An 18339-nucleotide genomic window follows, 5' to 3' on the forward strand; every position below is an offset into this window, starting at 1 on the left:
TCCCGCCGGCCCGCGTGGGGGCGCCGGTCAGCGGGAGAGCAGGAGCGCCTCCCCCTGGCCGCCGCCGCCGCACAGGGCCACGGCCGCCCGGCCCGAGCCGCGCCGCGCGAGCTCGGTCGCGGCGTGCCCCGCGAGGCGCGCGCCCGACGCGCCGATGGGGTGCCCGAGCGCGATGGCCCCGCCGTGCACGTTGGTCCGCTCGAGCGGGTAGCCCAGGTCGGCGAGCGACTGGACCACCACGGAGCCGAAGGCCTCGTTGATCTCGAGCAGGTCGAGCGAGCCGACGTCCCAGCCGGCCCGCGCGAGCGCGGCGGTGACCGCCGCCGACGGCTGGGAGTGCAGGGACGTGTCCGGCCCGGCCACCTGGCCCGCGGCTCCGACGACCGCGAGCCACGGCAGCCCGCGCGCCTCCACGACGTCGCGCGCGGCCACGACGAGCGCCGCGGCGCCGTCGGTGAGCGGCGACGCGTTGCCCGCGGTGATGGTGCCGTCGGCCGCGAACGCGGGCCTCAGCGCCGCGAGCGACTCGACCGTGGTCCCCGGGCGGATGCCCTCGTCCTCGGACACCCGGACCGGGTCGCCCCGGCGCTGCGGGACCTCGACCGGCTCGATCTCGGCCGCGAAGACGCCCTGCTCGACCGCGGCCGCGGCGCGTCGGTGGCTCGCCGCGGCGACCTCGTCCTGCGCCTGCCGGCCGATCCGGTGGAGCGCGTTCCCACGCTCGGTGGACGCGCCCATGGACTCGTGGTCGAACGCGTCGGTGAGCCCGTCGTGGGCGAGCGAGTCGACCGCGCTGACGTCGCCGTACGTCCAGCCGCGCCGCGAGCCGGGCAGCAGGTGCGGCGCCTGGCTCATCGACTCCTGGCCGCCCGCGACGACGACGTCGGCCTCGCCGAGGCGGATCGTCCGCGCGGCGTCGACGACGGCGGTCAGCCCGCTGAGGCACACCTTGTTGACCGTCACCGCCGGGACGGTCCACGGGATGCCGGCGCCGCGCGCGGCCTGCCGCGCGGGGTTCTGCCCGGCGCCCGCCTGGATCACCTGGCCCATGACCACGTGGTCCACGTCCGCGGGCGCGATCCCGGCCCGCTCGAGCGCGCCGCGGATCGCCACCGCGCCGAGACCCGCAGCGCTCACCGCCGCGAGCGCGCCGTTGAGGCGCCCCATAGGCGTGCGCGCGAATGCGACGACGACGACCTCGCGCGCGCTCATGCGAGCACCGCCTCGGGGACGTCGGCGTCGGTGCCGTCGACCAGGAGCGGCACGCCGGTCGCCGCGCGGATCTCGTCGACGCCCACGCCCGGCGCGCGCTCGCGCAGCACGAGGCCCCGCGGCGTCACGTCGATCACGGCCAGGTCGGTGACGACCCGGTCCACGACCCCGCGGCCCGTGAGCGGGAGGGTGCACTCGGGCAGGATCTTGGGCGACCCGTCGCGGGCGACGTGCTCCATGAGCACGACGATCCGGCGCGCGCCGTGGACGAGGTCCATCGCCCCGCCCATCCCCTTGACCATCTTCCCCGGGATCATCCAGTTGGCGATGTCGCCCGCGGCCGAGACCTGCATGGCGCCGAGCACCGCGACGTCGACCTTGCCGCCACGGATCATCGCGAAGCTCGTCGCGGAGTCGAAGTAGCTCGCGCCCGGCGCGACGGTGATCGTCTCCTTGCCCGCGTTGATGAGGTCGGGGTCGACGTCGCCGTCGGCCGGGTAGGGCCCGACGCCGAGGACGCCGTTCTCCGACTGGAGCACGAGCTCGACGCCCGGCGGCAGGTGGTTGGGCACGAGCGTGGGCAGGCCGATGCCCAGGTTGACGTAGCTGCCGTCGGGCAGCTCGAGCGCGGCGCGCGCGGCCATCTGCTCGCGCGTCAGCGCGCTCACGACGCGCTCCGCACGGTGCGCTTCTCGATGCGCTTGTCGGCGGCCTGCTCGGGCGTCAGGGCGACCACGCGGTCGACGAAGATCCCGGGCAGGTGCACGGCGTCCGGGTCGATCTCGCCGACCTCGACGAGGTGCTCGACCTCGGCGACGCACACCCGGCCGGCCGCGGCGCACAGCGGGTTGAAGTTGCGCGCCGAGGACCGGAAGACGAGGTTGCCCGCGCGGTCGCCCTTCCAGGCCCGCACGAGCGAGAAGTCGGCCGTGATGGCCTGCTCGCGCACGAACTCCCGCTCGACGCCGCGCACCGTGAAACGCTCGGTGGGCTTGGGCGGCGAGGCGACCGCGACGCCGCCCTCGGCGTCGTAGCGCCACGGCAGGCCGCCCTCGGCCACCTGGGTGCCCACGCCCGTCGCCGTGTAGAAGGCCGGGATGCCGCTGCCACCCGCGCGCAGGCGCTCGGCGAGGGTGCCCTGCGGCGTGAGCTCCACCTCGAGCTCGCCCGCGAGGAACTGCCGCGCGAACTCCTTGTTCTCGCCCACGTACGACGCGATCACCCGGCGCACCCGGCGCGCCGCCAGCAGGAGCCCGAGCCCCCAGTCGTCGACGCCGCAGTTGTTGCTCACGACCTCGAGATCACCGACCCCGGACTCGAGCAGCGCGCCGATGAGCACGCTCGGGATCCCGCACAGGCCGAACCCCCCGACCGCGAGGGTCGCCCCGGGGGGGATGTCGGCGACCGCCTCCTCGGCGCTCCGGACCACCTTGTCCATGTCCCACCTCTCTGTCGGACCGGGCGCCTCGTGAGCCCCCGTGACGTCCGTCCTACCAGCGCGGGAGGTCCCGGCGCGAGAGGCGGTGCGCCGACGCGCGGGCCGCGGCTCCGCGCCGAGCACGCCGTCCGCCGGTCAGGCGATGGTCCGGGGCACACCGGGCGCCCGGCGTCACCCGGATGCGCCACGCCGGGATCGAGAGCATGGGCAGAAGGTCCCTTGCGGTCGTACCCTGGCCGCACATCGGGCAATGGTGCCTCGAGCTCCACAAGAGCGACGGCGCCGCTATGGAGCGAAACATGCTGCGTCAGGATGTCTCCCGGACCGCTGTCCGGACCACGGTCGAGAGTGCCCGCGCCGGAACGTCGCCCCACCACCCGGCGCCGTCGGCGCCCGCGGCGGAGGTGGCGCCGTCGGCGCCCGTGCCGGAGGTGGTGCCGCCGCCCCGGCGGGCCGGCCCCCCGGCGGCGGGTGCGCCGAGCCCCGAGGCACCGGACGTCGCGCTCGCCCCGATGCCCGACGACGCGGACGACGTCGTCCGGCTCGTCTCCCCCGACGGGGTGCGCCTGCCGAGCCCCGAGCACGACCCGTGGGTCGCCGACGTCGGCGACGACGAGCTCGTCGCGCTCTACGAGGACATGGTCGTCGTCCGCCGCCTCGACCTCGAGGCGACCGCGCTCCAGCGCCAGGGCGAGCTCGGCCTGTGGCCACCGCTGCTCGGCCAGGAGGCCGCGCAGGTGGGTTCGGCGCGTGCCCTGCGCCGCGACGACTTCGTGTTCTCGAGCTACCGCGAGAACGGCGTCGCCTACTGCCGCGGCGTCGGGCTGACGGACCTCGTGCGCGTGTGGCGCGGCACGGCCGCGTCCGGCTGGGACCCGTGGTCCGTCGGCATGGCGACGCCAACCATCATCATCGGCGCGCAGACGCTGCACGCGACGGGGTACGCGCTCGGCTGCGTCAAGGACGGCGTCGACTCGGTCGCGGTCGCCTACTTCGGCGACGGCGCCACGAGCCAGGGCGACGTCAACGAGGCCATGGTGTTCGCCGCGACGTTCCACGCCCCGGTGATCTTCTTCTGCCAGAACAACCAGTGGGCCATCTCCGAGCCGGTCGGGCTCGTCGCCGTGCGCGCGCTCGCCGACCGCGCGCCCGGCTTCGGCATCCCCAGCGTCCGCGTCGACGGCAACGACGTCCTCGCCGTGACGGCCGTGATGCGCGCGGCGCTCGACCGGGCGCGCCGGGGCGAGGGCCCGACGTTCGTCGAGGCGGTCACCTACCGCCGCGGCCCGCACACGACGTCGGACGACCCGACCCGCTACGTCGACGCCGCGGTCGCCGAGCGCTGGGCGGCGAAGGACCCCGTCCTGCGCGTCGAGCGCCTGCTCGAGGCCCGCGGGCGGCTCACCGACGAGCTGACGACGGCGGTCACCGCGCGCGCCGACGCGGCGGCGGCCGAGATGCGGCGCGGCTGCCTCGGGCTCGAGGCGCCCCCTCCCCTGAGCGTCTTCGACCACGTCTACACCGCGCCGACGTCGTGGCTCGAGCGCCAGCGAAGCCAGTACGCGGCGTACCTCGCGATGTTCGACGAGGTCCACGCCGCCGACGACGCGCCGGACGCCGAGGCCGCCGAGCAGCACGGGGGCGCGGCATGACCGCCACGCTCACCCTCGCGGCCGCGCTCACGTCCGGCCTGCGGCACGCGCTCGCGGAGGACCCCAAGGTCCTCGTCATGGGCGAGGACGTCGGCCGCCTCGGCGGGGTCTTCCGCGTCACGGACGGCCTCCAGCGCGAGTTCGGTCCGGACCGCGTCATGGACACCCCGCTCGCCGAGGCGGGCATCGTCGGGACCGCCGTCGGGCTCGCGTACCGCGGCTACCGGCCCGTCGTCGAGATCCAGTTCGACGGCTTCGTGTACCCCGCGTTCGACCAGCTCGTCACCCAGGTCGCCAAGCTGCACTACCGCACCGGCGGCGCGGTGCGGATGCCGATCACGGTGCGCATCCCGTACGGCGGCGGCATCGGGGCGGTCGAGCACCACTCCGAGTCGCCCGAGGCGTACTTCGCCCACACGGCCGGGCTGCGCGTGGTCACGTGCAGCGACCCGCAGGACGCCCACACCCTCCTCCGCCAGGCGATCGCGTGCGACGACCCGGTGATCTTCTTCGAGCCCAAGCGCCGCTACTGGACCAAGGGCGAGGTCGACGACTCGGACGCCGCGCTCGCCGCGGCCCCCGCGATGGACACCGCACGCGTCGTCGTCGAGGGCGACGACGTCACGGTCGTGACCTACGGGCCGCTCGTCGCGACCGCGCGCGAGGCCGCGCTCGCCGCGCGCGACGAGGGGATCGGGCTGGAGGTGGTCGACCTCCGGTCGCTCTCCCCGGTCGACCTCGCGACGGTCGAGGCCTCCGTGCGGCGCACGGGCCGGCTCGTGATCACGCACGAGGCGCAGCAGCACGCCGGCCTCGGCGCGGAGATCGCGGCGAGCATCACCGAGCGGTGCTTCTTCCATCTCGAGCAGGCTCCTGCGCGCGTCACGGGCTTCGACGTGCCGTACCCGGCCGCGAAGCTCGAGGAGCACTTCCTGCCCGACGTCGACCGCATCCTCGACGCCGTCGACCGCGTGCTCGGCCGGCAGAACTCCCTCACCGGCTGGAAGGGATGACCGTGACCGAGCGCGAGTTCGCCATGCCGGACCTCGGTGAGGGCCTCACCGAGGCCGACCTCGTCACGTGGGAGGTCGCCGTCGGCGACACCGTGACGCTCAACCAGGTGATCGCCGAGGTCGAGACCGCGAAGGCGCTCGTCCAGCTGCCGTCGCCGTTCGCGGGCGTCGTCACGCGCCTGTGCGTCGAGGAGGGCACCACGGTGCCGGTCGGGGCGCCGATCCTCGCCGTCGACGTCGCGTCCGACGTGCCGGCACCCGCGGCCGGACGCCGCGAGGACGCCGCCGTGCCCGTCCCCGAGCCCCCGCCCGCCACGCCGGCGCGGACGTCGGTCCTCGTCGGCTACGGCCCGCCCGTCGAGCGCGGCGCCCACCCGCGCCGCCGTGCCCGCGCCGCGAGCTGGACCGCGCGGCACGACGCCGGCCCCACGCCGGATCCCTCGTCGCACGCCTCGTCGCACGCCTCGGTGCACGCACCGTCGCGGCGGGCCGAGCGGCCCCGGACCTATCCGCCCGTGCGGCACCTCGCGCACGAGCTCGGTGTGGACCTCGAGCAGGTGACCGGGACGGGCGAGGACGGGCTCATCACCCGCGACGACGTGCTCGCCCACGCGCGGGGGGCCGCGGCCCTGACGGCACCGACGGCACCGACGGCCCCTGCCGCCCTGCGACCGTCGGCGGGTCCGGTGCCGTCGGCACCTCCCGTCCCCACGGCACCCGTCGCCGCATCGTCAGGGCCGTCGCGGCCGTCGGCCGCACCCTCGGAGGTCGCCCGGACCGGGCAGCCGCTCGCCGCGCAGCGCGAGGTGCGCACCCCGGTGACGGGCGTCCGCAAGCACACGGCCGCGGCGATGGTGGCCAGCGCGTTCACGGCGCCGCACGCCACGGAGTTCCTCACGGTCGACGTCACGCCGTCCGTCGAGCTGCTCGCCGACCTCGCCGAGGACCGCCGGTTCTCCGGGCACCGCGTGACCGTGCTCGCGCTCGTCTGCAAGGCGATGACCGTCGCGCTCCGGCGCCACCCGTCGCTCAACGCGCACTGGGACGAGGCGGCCGGCGAGATCGTCCGGTACGGGTACGTGGACCTCGGCGTCGCCGCGGCGACGCCCCGCGGGCTCCTCGTCCCGGTCGTCCGCGACGCGGAGCGCCTCGACCTCGTCGGCCTCGCCGACGCGATCCGCGCCCTCGCCGTGGCCGCGCGCGCCGGCGAGACCCCACCCGCCGACCTCACCGGCGGGACGATCTCGGTGACGAACATCGGGGTCTTCGGCATCGACGCGGGCACCCCGATCCTCGTCCCGGGGCAGGCCGCGATCCTCGCGACCGGTGCCGTGCGCCGGACGCCGTGGGAGCATCGCGGCGAGATCGCGCTGCGGAGCGTCATGACGCTCAGCCTGTCCTTCGACCACCGGCTGGTGGACGGCGAGCAGGCGTCGCGCTTCCTCGCCGACGTCGGAGAGATCCTCGCCCGCCCCGCCATGCTCGTGACGATGGTCTGACCGGGGCGGCGTCGGCACCGACGGTCCGCGCCCGGTCCGCCCGACGTCCGAGAGGCCTCCCAGGTGCACGACCCGCTGGCGACCGGCGAGGACGCTCGCGACCGCCTGCGCGCCGCGGTCCAACGGCGCACGCTGCAGGTCGTCGTCGCGACGCAGGTCCTGGGCGGGGCCGGCCTCGCGGCCGGCGTCACGGTGGGTGCCCTGCTCGCCAAGGACATGCTCGGCGGGGACGCCTACGCCGGTCTGCCCGCGGCCGTCCTCACGCTCGGCTCCGCGCTGACCGCCCTCGTCGTCGGACGCGTGAGCCAGCGCCACGGCCGTCGGTACGGCCTCGGCGGCGGCTTCCTCGTGGGCGGCGCCGGCGCCGTCGGGGTCGTCGTGGCGGCGCGCGCGGACTCCGCGCTCCTGCTGTTCGCCGCGCTGCTCGCGTACGGAGCCGGCACGGCGACCAACCTGCAGGCGCGCTACGCGGGCACCGACCTCGCGGTGCCGAGCCGACGGGGCCGCGCCGCGAGCATCGCGATGGTGTCGACGACGCTCGGCGCCGTCGTCGGCCCGAACCTCGTCGACCCCATGAGCCGGGTCGCGACGGCGTGGGGCGCACCCGCGCTCGCGGGACCGTTCATCCTCGCCGCCGCCGCGTACCTCGCCGCGGGGACGACGCTCTCGGTGCTCCTGCACCCGGACCCGCTGCTCCTCGCCGAGCGACTCCGGCTCGCCGCCCCGGACGACTCCGGGGCTCCGGCGGGCACGCCGCGACGCCCGACGGCGCGCGTCGCGGGCCTGCCGCGCGGGGTCCTCGCCGGAGGCGTCGTCATGGTGGTCGCGCAGGTCGTGATGACCGCGATCATGACGATGACGCCGGTCCACATGCGCGACCACGACCACTCGCTCGGCGCGGTGGGCATGGTCATCGGCGTGCACATCGCCGCGATGTACCTGCCGTCGCTGGTCACGGTGCGCTCGTCGACCGGGTCGGACGGGTCCCGGTGGCCGTGGCGTCCGGCGTCGTGCTCCTGGCGTCCGGGCTGGCCGGCGCGGTGCTCGGCACGTCCGTCGCCGCGTCCCTCGTGACCCTCGCCCTGCTCGGGCTCGGGTGGAACCTCGGGATCATCGCGGGCACGGCGATGGTGGTCGACGCGACGCCGCCCGGGACGCGCGCGCGGGTCCAGGGCGACGTCGACGTGTCGATCGCGCTCGCGGGCGCCGGGGCGGGCGCGCTGTCCGGCGTCGTCGTGGCGGCGAGCAGCTACACGGTCCTCACGCTCGCGGGGGCCGCGCTCGCGCTCGCGCTGCTGCCGGCCCTCGCCCGGCGTGCCGACCGCACGGCATGACGACCGGTCTCAGCTGCCCTGGCCCATGCTCCACATCGCCCAGTGCTGCGTCCGCATCGCGCGCGGCTGCTGCAGCGTGGTGACCACCGCGTGGGCGACCATCTCCGGGCGCAGGTACTCGGCGAGCGCCGGATCGCCCTCCGTGCGGCCGCGGCCGAGCGCGAACTCGGTCTCGACGCCGGCCGGGTTGATCGTCGTCACGCGGATGCCCTTCTCCCGCAGCTCGCGGTCGATCGAACCCGCGAAGCCCTGCTGGGCGAACTTCGTTCCGGCGTAGACCGCCTCGTCGGCGCCGCCGCGGAAGCTGGCCACCGACGCGACGATGACGACGTCCCCGGCGCCGGCCTCGAGCATCGGCGGGAGCGCGGCGCGCACGGTGAAGACGGTCCCCGTGAAGTTCGTGTCGATCATGGTGCGGACGTCCTCGTCGCTGCCGTCGAGGACCGACCCGTAGGAGCCGATGCCCGTGTTGGCGACCACCGAGTCCAGCCGGCCCCAGGTGTCCAGCGCGGCCTGCACGAGCCGTGCGTTGTCGGCGGGCTCGCGCACGTCCATCGGCACCGGGACGACGCGGTCGGTCCCCAGCTCCTCGGCCAGCGCGGTGAGGCGCTCGAGCCGTCGCGCACCGGCGACCACGTTCGCGCCCGCCGCGACCAGGGCCTCCACGGTGGCACGGCCGATGCCGGCGGAGGCGCCGGTGACGGCGACGACGGTCCCGGACAGGTCACGAGGCTGCATGAGTGGCATGCCCGCGACGGTAGTCACCGCGGCGACGTCGCGCACGGGCGGCGCGCGGTGACCCCCGCGACGCCGGCCACGCCGGGCACCTCGGGGGCTAGGGTCGGTCCATGGTCGACGGCGACCGGGAGCCAGGCCGCAGGCCGCGGTCCAGGGCGCGCGCGCCCCGGCTCGAGCGCGCCGTCGCGGACCTCTACGCCGACCTCCGTCTCACGCCGACGCTGCACACGCTGCTCGCGGAGAGCCGCCGCCTCGTCGACGCGCCCGCGGGCAGCATCTCCGTCGTCGACCGCGAGTCGTCGACCTACCGCAAGCTCGCGGAGCGGGGCATCGCGTGCCGCCTCGGGCAGAGCTTCCCGCTCGACGAGGGCGCGACGGGCCAGGCCGTCGCGCGGCGGCGTCCGGTGGTCATCGACGACTACGCGTCGGTGAGCGGGGGTCACCTGCCGCCGGACCACCCGGCGAGCCACGGCGCGGCCCTCGCCGTGCCGATCTGGTGGCGCGGCGACGTCATCGGGGTGAACGTCGCGTTCGCGGGTCGCCGCCGGCGCTTCACGCCCGACGACGTCGACGCGCTCGAGGTCCTCACGCAGAGCGCCGCGGGCGCGATCGTCACGGCGGGCCGCGGCGAGCCGTCGCTGGCACGGGTGCTGCGCGACCACGCGCGCACCGACGGCGACCCGCCCGGCGGCCGGCGCGTCGTCACCGAGGTCGGCGACGTGCGCCCGGTCTCGCGTGCGGTCGCCGACGCCGCCGTCGGGCTCGTGGCCGAGGTCGACCGCGCGGTCCGCCGGGGTGGGACGGCGCCGCGGCTCCACGTCGCGCTCGTGCACCGTCCCGACACGCTGCGCCTGCTCGTCCAGCAGGAGGCGGAGCCCGGCAGGGACCGGGACGGCTCACCCGGGACGGCGTCGCGCGCCTGGCACGAGCTGCGCGCGGCCCTCGACGGGGCCGCCGACGTGGCGGAGATCCCCGGGTGGGGCACGCTCCTGCGCGCCGACATCCCCTACGCGTCCGCCGCGGCGGAGCGGCCCGCCCGGGCGGGCACGGCCGCCTCGGGGCTCACGCCGCGCGAGGCCGAGGTGCTCGGCTGGCTCGCGCACGGGCTCGGCGACCGGGAGATCGCCGAGCGCCTCGTCGTGTCCCGGCGGACGGTCGAGAAGCACGTCGGCGCCGTGCTCCGCAAGACGGGCACGTCCTCGCGCACGGCCGCCGTCGTGCACGCGCTCGACCACGGCTGGCTCCCGCGCGCCTGAGCGGCTCGGCCCGAACCGGGCCGGGCGCCCGACGGTGCGGGGTGACGGACCGGCACGAGATGGGTGATCTCACCCATGCCCGCCGACGGCGCCCGGGCTTGACTGGCAGCGCCGGTCCGGGGGCGCGCGTCCCCGTCGGTCACCGCCGACCGGAGGAGGGATCGTGCCCGTCGTCCCGACCAAGGAGATCCTCGACCGCGCCCTCGAGGGCCGCTACGGGGTCGGCGCGTTCAACGTCGTCGACGACCTGAGCACCGAGGCCGTGCTCGCGGTCGCGGCCGAGGAGAACGCGCCGGTCATCCTGCAGACCTCGGTCAAGACGGTGCGCCAGTACGGGCGGGACCGGCTGTTCGCGATCGTCATGGCGTTCATGCGGGACGCGCCCGTGCCCGTCTCGCTGCACCTCGACCACTGCCCGGACCGCGAGGTGATCACCTCGTGCCTCGAGGGCGGGTGGAGCTCGGTCCTCTTCGACGCGCACGAGCTCGACGTCGCGGAGAACCTGCGCCAGACCACCGAGGTGGTCGCCGAGGCCCGCCGCCACGGCGCGCACGTCGAGGGCGAGATCGAGGGCATCCAGGGCGTCGAGGACGGCATCGGCTCGGACGCGGCGCCCACCGTGCAGACGCTCGAGGTCGCGGTCGACTTCATCACCCGGACCGGCGTCGACTGCTTCGCGCCCGCGATCGGCAACGCCCACGGCCAGTACAAGGCCGCCCCGACGCTGGACCACCAGCGCGTGAGCGACCTCGTCGCGGCGACCGGCATCCCCATGGCCCTCCACGGCGGCACCGGCCTGTCGGCCGAGCAGTTCCAGGACCTCGTCGCGCGCGGCTGCGCCAAGGTCAACATCTCGACCGGCCTCAAGGAGGCCTACATGCGCTCGGCGCTCGAGTTCCTCCGTGGTGCCGAGGCGAAGGGCTCGTGGGACCCGCCGTCGCTCTTCCGGCACCAGCGCGCAGCGGTGATGGAGATGGCCCGCGAGCACATCCGGCTGTTCGGCAGCGCGGGGCGTGCCTGGTGACCGCGCTGGTCCTCGACTGCGACGGCGTCCTCGCGGACACCGAGCGCTACGGCCACCTCCCCGCGTTCAACGCGACGTTCGAGGCGCACGGGGTGCCCGTGCGCTGGAGCGAGGAGGACTACGGCGAGAAGCTGCGCATCGGCGGTGGCAAGGAGCGCATGGCGAGCCTGTTCGACGACGCCGAGCTCGTGCGGACGGCCGGTCTGCCGACGGCGCCCGACGAGCGCACCGCGCTCCTCGCGACGTGGCACCGCGACAAGACGGCGCGGTTCACCCAGCTCGTCGCGGACGGCGCGATCCCCGCGCGGCCGGGCGTGCGCCGCGTCGTGCACGAGGCGCTCGACGCCGGCTGGACGGTCGCCGTCGCGTCGACGTCGGCCGAGGCGTCCGTGCGGGCCGTGCTCGAGCACGCGGTCGGCACCGAGGCCGCCGCGCGCGTCCCGGTGTTCGCCGGCGACGTCGTGCCCGCGAAGAAGCCCGACCCCGCCATCTACCTGCTCACGGTCGAGCGGCTCGGGCTCGACCCGGCCGACACCCTCGTCGTCGAGGACTCGCGCAACGGCCTCCTCGCCGCGACGCGCGCGGGGCTGCGCTGCGTCGTGACGGTCAACGGCTACACCCAGGACGAGGCGTTCGACGAGGCCGTCCTGGTCGTCTCCGAGCTCGGCGACCCCGGCCGGCCACCGGTGAGGGTGCTGGCCAACCGGGGCGCCGCCCGCCCGGGCGCCCACCTCACGCTCGACGACCTCCGCGCGTGCCTCGACGCACCCGCGGCCGCCGACCCGTCCCCCGACCCCGCAGGAGGTCCCGCATGAACGCCGGCACTCCCCCGGTCGAGCGCGTCGTGCGCAGCATCGCGCAGACGGCCCTCGACAACGAGACCTACTTCGGCGAGCTCGACGCGGTCGTCGGCGACGGCGACTTCGGCTACTCGCTGGCCCGCGGGTTCGAGAAGGTCGTCGAGGGGTGGGACGACATCGACCGCACCGACCCGGGGACGTTCCTCAAGAAGGTCGGCATGATCATCGCCTCGCGGGTCGGCGGCACGTCGGGCCCGCTGTGGGGCACGGCGTTCCTCCGCGCGGGCGCGACGGCGGGTGCGTCCCCCGAGCTCACGGGCGAGCAGGTCGTGGCGATGCTCCGGGCGGCCGCCGAGGGCATCAAGGCGCGCGGCCAGTCCGACGTCGGCGACAAGACGCTGCTCGACGCGCTCGTGCCCTTCACGGACACCCTCGAGCGCGAGCTCGCGTCCGGCGCGGATGGCGCCGCGGCCCTGGCGTCCGCGACGCGGACCGCGCGCGAGGCCGCCGAGGCGACGAGCGAGATGGTCGCCCACAAGGGACGCGCCTCGTACACCGGAGAACGCAGCAGGGGGTCCGTCGACGCCGGCGCCATGGCGCTGGCGGTCATCGCAGAACGCCTCACCCAGTCCTGGACCACCGAGGGAGCGTCATGAAGAAGTTCGTCAACGACCCGAAGCAGTTCGTCCCCGAGATGCTCGAGGGCATCGCGCTCGCGAACCCCGACACGCTCACGTACGTCCCCGAGTACAACCTCCTCATGCGCACGGACGCGCCCCGCGACGGCAAGGTCTCGATCGTCCAGGGCTCGGGCTCGGGCCACGAGCCGGCCCACGTGATGATCGTCGGCAGGGGCATGCTCGACGCGGCGTGCCCGGGCGACGTGTTCGCGGCGCCCCCCATGGACTACGTCTACGAGACGACGAAGCGGCTCGCGAGCCCGGCCGGCGTGCTGCTGCTCGTCAACAACTACACGGGCGACCGGATGGCGTTCGACATGGGTCGCGAGATGGCCGAGGCGGACGGCATCCGGGTCGAGATCCTCACGGTCGACGACGACGTCGCGGTCAAGGACTCGCTCTACACGATCGGCCGGCGCGGCGTGGCCGGGAACTTCTTCGTCATCAAGGCGGTCGGCGCGGCGTCCGAGAAGGGCGCCGACCTCGACGAGCTGGTGCGGATCGGGAAGAAGGTCAACGACGTCACACGGACCATGGGCGTCGCGCTCACCGCGTGCACCCCGCCCGCGAAGGGCTCGCCCCTCTTCGAGCTGGGCGCGGACGAGATGGAGTTCGGCGTCGGCATCCACGGCGAGCCGGGGCGCGAGCGGCGCGCGATGACGAACGCGGACGCCATCGTCGACGAGCTGCTCGAGGCGGTCGTGAGCGACCTGCCCTACGCCTCGGGCGACCGGGTGGCGCTGATGATCAACGGGCTCGGCGGCACGCCGATCAGCGAGCTCTACCTGCTGTTCCGCAGGGCGCACCAGCAGCTCGCAGAGCAAGGGATCACGGTGGGGCGCAGCTACGTCAACGAGTACTGCACGTCGCTCGACATGGCGGGCGCGTCGCTGACGCTCGTCCGGCTCGACGACGAGATCGAGGGCCTGCTGGCCGAGCCCGCGGAGGTCGCGATCCGGGTGTTCTGAGCTGCTGGCCGCGACCGGCTGAGGCGACCGGCCGCGGCGAGTGCCCCGTGGCCGGGGGGCCGGGGCGGGGCCCCGGGGCGGGGGGCGGGGGAGGCGGTCCCCGGGGGGTGGCGCCCGGCCGGGGCGTGGGCCCGGGCGCCGGGGCCGGGCGCGGGGCCCCTGCGACGGGGTCCGGCGACGGCTTCCGCGGCTGGGCGACGGGGCGGGGGCGCGAGGTCGCGGTGCCGCAGCGCCCCGTCGGGTCGCGTGTCAGTGGTGGGTGGGAGTCTCGGGGCATGCCCGGAGCACCCGTCGACGCCCCGTCGCGCGTCGGCGTGCCGGAGCACCACGACCTGCCCGCGGGGGTGCGCCTCCCCGACGCCGACGTGCTCGTGGTCCTGCGACCGCGACTCGCGCGGGACCTGGACGACGACGCGCTGCTGGCTGCGCTCGCCGAGGCCGAGGCGGCGGGCCGCCGGGTCGACGCGGCGCGCGCAGCGCTCGCCGCCGAGGTGGCCGAGCGCTCGCGCCGGGAGCTCGGCGCTGACCCGGCTGTCGGCGCGCCGCGGGTGCCGGACCGGGGCTGAGCTCGTGCAGCGCGTCACGGGCGCCTCGATGCGCACCGTGAACCAGCGGATCCGGGTCGGCTCTGCCACGCGTACCGGCGTCGGCGTCACGGGCGGCCGGGTCCCGCCGCGCTTCCCTGCGCTCGCGTGGGCGCTCGAGGAGGGCCTGCTCGGCGTGGACGCGGCGTCCGCGCTCGTGGACACCCTGACGCCGGCCGTACGCGTCGCCGGTACCACCCAGGTGCAGGCGGCGGAGGGCGCGATCGTCGCCGACGCCCTCGCCCTCGCCCCCGCCGCGCCGCCCCAGCGCGACGCCGACGAGGTGCGTGTGCAGGCGACGGTGTGGCGGGCCGTGCTCGATCCCGACGGCGCGGCTTCGGGCGAGGCCGACGTCGAGCGGCGTTGCCTCACGCTCGGGCCCACGCGGCACGGGCTGGTGGGCGTGCGCGGGGCGCTGCTCCCCGAGGTGGCGAGCGCCCTGGAGCGGTACGCCGACGCGTGGACCAACCCCCGGTCCGCCGTCCTCCCGGTACCCGGCACACCCGACGGCGGCCGGACGGAGCCGGGCGTCGCCGCCAGGGATCAGGCCGACGATGCTGTCGGCGGTGACGGCACCGCCGGCGGTGGTGGTGTCGACGGCGTCGACGCGACCGGCGCGGTCGGTCGCGGTACCGACCTCGAGGTCAGCACCGCCGACACCCGCTCGCGTGCCCAGCGGCTCCACGACGTCCTCGCCACCGCGCTGGCGGTGGCCGCACGAGCCGCCGACGCACCGAGCGTCGCCGGCAACGCGCCGACCCTCGTCGTCACCGTGCGGCAGGAGGACCTCGCCGCGCGCCGCGGCGTGGCGTGGGCGGAGGGCAGGCCCGTCAGCCTCACCGCGGCGCAGCACGTGGGCTGCGCGGGCGCGGTGGAGACGGTCGTGGTGGGGCAGCAGGGCCGGATCGTCGGACTCAGGTCGCGCGAACGGTGCTTCACGGGTCAGCAGCGGCGGGCGATCGCCGTGCGCGACGGCACGTGCGTGATCCCCGGCTGCCACGTCCCCGCAGGCTGGTGCGAGGTGCACCACGTCGTCCCGCACCGCACCGACCCCGACGGCACGCACACGGACAACGGGGTGCTCCTCTGCTGGTTCCACCACCGCACCCTCGACACCTCCGGCTGGGAGGTGGGCATGCGCGACGGGCTGCCCGAGGTGCGCGCCCCGAGGTGGCTCGATCCCGACCGGCGCTGGCGTCCCACCGCGCCCCCACGACCGGCGGGCGGCCCCGGCCCCTGACGGACGCGGCGGGGCGGCTCGCGAGCAGGCGGCCGGCGCACAGCGCACCCGACCGCGCCCTCTCGATGAGAGTCTGAGCCGTGCGCGACCGACCTGAGATCGTCTGCCTCTGCGGCTCCACCCGGTTCACGGCGGAGCTGCGCGCGGCGAACCGTGAGCTGACGTTCGCCGGCGTCATCGTCGTCGCACCGGGTGAGGCGGACGAGCCGCTCTCCGACGAGCAGAAGGCCCGGTTGGACGCGCTCCACCTGCGCAAGATCGACCTGGCCGACCGGGTGGTGGTCGTCAACCCGGGCGGGTACGTCGGCGAGTCCACGAGCCGGGAGATCGCCTACGCCCGCGACGCCGGCAAGCCGGTCGCGTTCACCGATCCCGTCCAGCCGTAGACAGGCCGGGGTGCACGCGGAGGACGAGCATCTCGTCCCCGCCGCCGGCGAGCGTCTCGTCCCCGCCGCCGGCGAGCGTCTCGTCCCCGCCGCCGACGAGCGTCACGCGCCCGACGCCCGCGACGCGCCCTACGCGCCCGACGCCTCCGCGTGCCCCAGGGCCGCGAGGGCCATCTCCTCCAGCAGCGGCGCGACACGGGTCCCCGCCAGCCCGCGCACGCTGTGCGGGGTCGAGTTGAGCAGCCCGAACGTCGCCTGCGCGCGCAGGCGGAGCTCGGCGGGGTCCGCGTCGGGCGACAGCTGCGCCAGGGTCGCGACCCACAGCTCGACGTAGGTGCGCTGTGCCGCGCGCACGGCGCGGCGGTCGTCGTCGGCGAGGGACTCGAGGTCGCGGTCCTGGACGCGGATGACGTCGGGGTCCCCGAGGGCGAAGGCGACGTGGAACCGGACGAGCCCGCGCAGCGCCGCCTCGGCTCCCCCGGCGTCGGCGACGACGGCGGCGCCGCCGTCCCGCAGCCGCTCGCTGACCTCGACGAGCAGCGCGGCGAGCACCCCGGGCTTGCCCGGGAAGTGCCGGTAGACGGCCGGTCCGCTGACGCCGGCCGCGGCGCCGAGGTCCTCCATCGACACGCCGTCGTACCCGCGCTGGGCGAACAGGCGCGCGGCCTCGCGCAGCAGCGCCGCGCGTCGGTCGGCCTTGGCGCGCACGCGGGACGTCGTCGGCCCGGCGGCCGTGCCGCGCGCGGCAGCGCCCTGCGCGGAGGCGTCGCGGCCCGCGGCACCCTGCTGGGTCACGGTCACCTGGTCCTCTCCCTCGGCTGTCGCGTGGACAAACTCGGTGAACGAACACTAACGTCAATTCGGTTAGTCCTCGTTAACCAGGCCACACCGGAGCGGAGTCGATGGAGACCCTGCGCAGCACGGCGGATCCCGCCGCGCCGTCGTTCGCGGCGAACGACGCCGCCCAGCGGGCGCTGGTCGCCGAGCTGCGCGAGCGACTGCGGGTCACCGCCCTCGGCGGCCCCGAGGCGTCGCGCGAGCGCCACGTCGCGCGCGGGAAGCTGCTGCCCCGCGAGCGCATCGACACGCTGCTCGACGACGGCAGCCCGTTCCTCGAGGTCGCCCCCCTCGCCGCGGACGGCGTGTACGACGACGACGTGCCGGCGGCCGGCGTCGTCGCCGGCATCGGCCTCGTCCACGGCCGGCACGTCATGGTCCTGTCGAACGACGCGACCGTGAAGGGCGGCACGTACTACCCGCTCACGGTCAAGAAGCACCTGCGAGCGCAGGAGATCGCGCTCGAGAACCGGATCCCGTGCGTCTACCTCGTGGACTCGGGCGGCGCCTTCCTGCCCAAGCAGGACGAGGTCTTCCCCGACCGCGACCACTTCGGCCGCATCTTTTACAACCAGGCGCGCATGTCCGCCGCGGGCGTCCCGCAGATCGCCTGCGTCATGGGCTCGTGCACCGCGGGCGGCGCCTACGTCCCCGCGATGAGCGACGAGACCGTGATCGTGCGCGACCAGGGCACGATCTTCCTCGGCGGGCCGCCGCTCGTGAAGGCCGCGATCGGCGAGGTCGTCACGGCCGAGGAGCTCGGTGGCGGCGAGCTGCACTCGCGCACCTCCGGGGTGACCGACCACCTGGCCGACGACGACGCGCACGCGCTGCGGATCGTGCGCGACGTCGTCGCGACGCTCCCCCGCCCCGCGGCCCCCGCGTGGGACGTGGTCGAGAGCCGCGAGCCGGTCGTGGCGCACGACGAGCTCTACGGCGTGGTGCCCGTCGACGTGCAGTCGCCCTACGACGTGCGGGAGGTGATCGCGCGGCTCGTCGACGGCAGCGAGCTGCACGAGTTCAAGCGCGAGTACGGGACGACGCTCGTCACAGGCTTCGCGCGCCTGCACGGCCACCCCGTCGGGGTCGTCGCGAACAACGGCGTCCTGTTCGCCGAGTCGGCGCTCAAGGGCGCGCACTTCGTCGAGCTGTGCGACCAGCGCGGCATCCCGCTGCTCTTCCTGCAGAACATCTCGGGCTTCATGGTCGGCCGCGACTACGAGGCCGGCGGCATCGCCAAGCACGGCGCGAAGATGGTCACCGCCGTCGCGACGACGCGCGTGCCGAAGCTCACCGTCGTCATCGGCGGCTCGTTCGGCGCCGGCAACTACTCGATGTGCGGGCGCGCGTACTCGCCGCGCTTCCTGTGGATGTGGCCCGCGAGCCGCATCTCCGTCATGGGCGGGCCCCAGGCCTCGGCCGTGCTCGCGACGATCCGGCGCGAGCAGCTCGAGGCGCGCGGCGAGGACTGGTCGGCCGAGGACGAGGCGGCCTTCCGCGAGCCGATCCGCGACCAGTACGAGCGCCAGGGCGGCCCCTACTGGTCGACGGCGCGGCTCTGGGACGACGGCGTCATCGACCCCGCCGACACCCGCCGCGTGCTCGGCCTCGCGCTCGACGTCTGCGCCGCGGCGCCGCTCCCCGACCGGGCCGCGGCCCTCTACCGGATGTGACCGCC

General features: G+C 75.7%; 19 protein-coding genes. 14 read left to right on the plus strand and 5 right to left on the minus strand.

Going from position 1 to position 18339, the window contains the following annotated elements:
- Positions 1-27: 27 nt before the first annotated feature.
- Genes JIG38_RS00420 through JIG38_RS00430 form a run of 3 tightly spaced genes read right to left on the minus strand, consistent with a single transcriptional unit; the run spans position 28 to position 2650 of the window.
- A complete protein-coding gene (locus JIG38_RS00420; RefSeq protein WP_199421534.1) occupies positions 28-1212 on the minus strand; it encodes an acetyl-CoA C-acetyltransferase in 1185 nt (394 codons plus the stop codon).
- On the minus strand, positions 1209-1856 hold the full coding sequence (locus JIG38_RS00425; RefSeq protein ID WP_199421870.1) for a CoA transferase subunit B: 648 nt from the start codon (positions 1854-1856) through the stop codon (positions 1209-1211). Before JIG38_RS00425 ends, JIG38_RS00420 begins: the two co-directional genes overlap by 4 nt.
- 20 nt (positions 1857-1876) lie before the next feature.
- The gene (locus JIG38_RS00430; RefSeq protein WP_199421535.1) at positions 1877-2650 is read right to left on the minus strand and encodes a CoA transferase subunit A; all 774 of its coding nucleotides are present in this window, start codon (positions 2648-2650) and stop codon (positions 1877-1879) included.
- A 512-nt stretch (positions 2651-3162) separates the two neighbouring features.
- Between JIG38_RS00430 and pdhA the strand changes: the two genes are divergently transcribed.
- The 5 genes from pdhA (at position 3163) to JIG38_RS19810 (ending at position 8148) form a co-directional block, all read left to right on the plus strand.
- A complete protein-coding gene (pdhA, locus tag JIG38_RS00435) occupies positions 3163-4302 on the plus strand; it encodes a pyruvate dehydrogenase (acetyl-transferring) E1 component subunit alpha (RefSeq protein WP_199421871.1) in 1140 nt (379 codons plus the stop codon).
- On the plus strand, positions 4299-5315 hold the full coding sequence (locus tag JIG38_RS00440; protein WP_199421536.1) for an alpha-ketoacid dehydrogenase subunit beta: 1017 nt from the start codon (positions 4299-4301) through the stop codon (positions 5313-5315). Before pdhA ends, JIG38_RS00440 begins: the two co-directional genes overlap by 4 nt.
- Entirely contained in the window at positions 5312-6814 is a 1503-nt protein-coding gene (locus JIG38_RS00445; protein WP_199421537.1) for a dihydrolipoamide acetyltransferase family protein, read from the plus strand. Before JIG38_RS00440 ends, JIG38_RS00445 begins: the two co-directional genes overlap by 4 nt.
- Positions 6815-6877: 63 nt before the next feature.
- The gene (locus tag JIG38_RS00450; protein ID WP_307844391.1) at positions 6878-7888 is read left to right on the plus strand and encodes an MFS transporter; all 1011 of its coding nucleotides are present in this window, start codon (positions 6878-6880) and stop codon (positions 7886-7888) included.
- The gene (locus JIG38_RS19810) at positions 7855-8148 is read left to right on the plus strand and encodes a hypothetical protein (protein ID WP_233404103.1); all 294 of its coding nucleotides are present in this window, start codon (positions 7855-7857) and stop codon (positions 8146-8148) included. Before JIG38_RS00450 ends, JIG38_RS19810 begins: the two co-directional genes overlap by 34 nt.
- Positions 8149-8157: 9 nt before the next feature.
- Here JIG38_RS19810 and JIG38_RS00455 read toward each other — a convergent pair whose 3' ends face one another.
- On the minus strand, positions 8158-8895 hold the full coding sequence (locus JIG38_RS00455) for an SDR family oxidoreductase (protein ID WP_199421538.1): 738 nt from the start codon (positions 8893-8895) through the stop codon (positions 8158-8160).
- Between the two features lie 101 nt (positions 8896-8996).
- Between JIG38_RS00455 and JIG38_RS00460 the strand changes: the two genes are divergently transcribed.
- The 8 genes from JIG38_RS00460 to JIG38_RS00495 all read left to right on the plus strand — a co-directional run bounded on the left by JIG38_RS00460 (position 8997) and on the right by JIG38_RS00495 (position 15824).
- The gene (locus JIG38_RS00460) at positions 8997-10142 is read left to right on the plus strand and encodes a helix-turn-helix transcriptional regulator (protein ID WP_199421539.1); all 1146 of its coding nucleotides are present in this window, start codon (positions 8997-8999) and stop codon (positions 10140-10142) included.
- 163 nt (positions 10143-10305) lie between these two features.
- Complete coding sequence (locus tag JIG38_RS00465; protein ID WP_199421540.1) at positions 10306-11166, plus strand: class II fructose-bisphosphate aldolase; 861 nt, start codon at positions 10306-10308, stop codon at positions 11164-11166.
- Positions 11163-11981: an HAD-IA family hydrolase gene (locus tag JIG38_RS00470; RefSeq protein ID WP_199421541.1), complete on the plus strand. Its 819-nt coding sequence runs from the start codon at positions 11163-11165 to the stop codon at positions 11979-11981. Before JIG38_RS00465 ends, JIG38_RS00470 begins: the two co-directional genes overlap by 4 nt.
- A complete protein-coding gene (gene dhaL, locus JIG38_RS00475; RefSeq protein ID WP_199421542.1) occupies positions 11978-12622 on the plus strand; it encodes a dihydroxyacetone kinase subunit DhaL in 645 nt (214 codons plus the stop codon). Before JIG38_RS00470 ends, dhaL begins: the two co-directional genes overlap by 4 nt.
- Positions 12619-13614, plus strand: a complete 996-nt coding sequence (dhaK, locus tag JIG38_RS00480) for a dihydroxyacetone kinase subunit DhaK (RefSeq protein ID WP_199421543.1) — start codon at positions 12619-12621, stop codon at positions 13612-13614. The genes dhaL and dhaK overlap by 4 nt, the downstream gene beginning before the upstream one ends.
- Positions 13615-13889: 275 nt before the next feature.
- On the plus strand, positions 13890-14180 hold the full coding sequence (locus JIG38_RS00485; RefSeq protein WP_199421544.1) for a hypothetical protein: 291 nt from the start codon (positions 13890-13892) through the stop codon (positions 14178-14180).
- Positions 14181-14184: 4 nt separating this feature from the next.
- The gene (locus tag JIG38_RS00490; protein WP_199421545.1) at positions 14185-15438 is read left to right on the plus strand and encodes an HNH endonuclease signature motif containing protein; all 1254 of its coding nucleotides are present in this window, start codon (positions 14185-14187) and stop codon (positions 15436-15438) included.
- Between the two features lie 80 nt (positions 15439-15518).
- Positions 15519-15824 carry a TIR domain-containing protein gene (locus tag JIG38_RS00495; RefSeq protein ID WP_199421546.1) on the plus strand — a complete coding sequence of 102 codons (306 nt, stop codon included), beginning with the start codon at positions 15519-15521 and terminating at the stop codon, positions 15822-15824.
- Between the two features lie 129 nt (positions 15825-15953).
- Here the strand turns inward: JIG38_RS00495 and JIG38_RS00500 are convergent, their stop codons facing one another.
- Positions 15954-16619 (minus strand): SACE_7040 family transcriptional regulator, encoded by a 666-nt coding sequence (locus tag JIG38_RS00500; RefSeq protein ID WP_199421547.1) that lies wholly within the window; start codon positions 16617-16619, stop codon positions 15954-15956.
- Between the two features lie 107 nt (positions 16620-16726).
- Between JIG38_RS00500 and JIG38_RS00505 the strand changes: the two genes are divergently transcribed.
- On the plus strand, positions 16727-18334 hold the full coding sequence (locus tag JIG38_RS00505; protein WP_199421548.1) for a carboxyl transferase domain-containing protein: 1608 nt from the start codon (positions 16727-16729) through the stop codon (positions 18332-18334).
- The last annotated feature ends 5 nt before the right edge of the window (positions 18335-18339 follow it).

This window comes from Actinotalea solisilvae (assembly GCF_016464425.1).
In the GTDB taxonomy this organism is placed as follows: Bacteria; Actinomycetota; Actinomycetes; order Actinomycetales; family Cellulomonadaceae; genus Actinotalea; species Actinotalea solisilvae.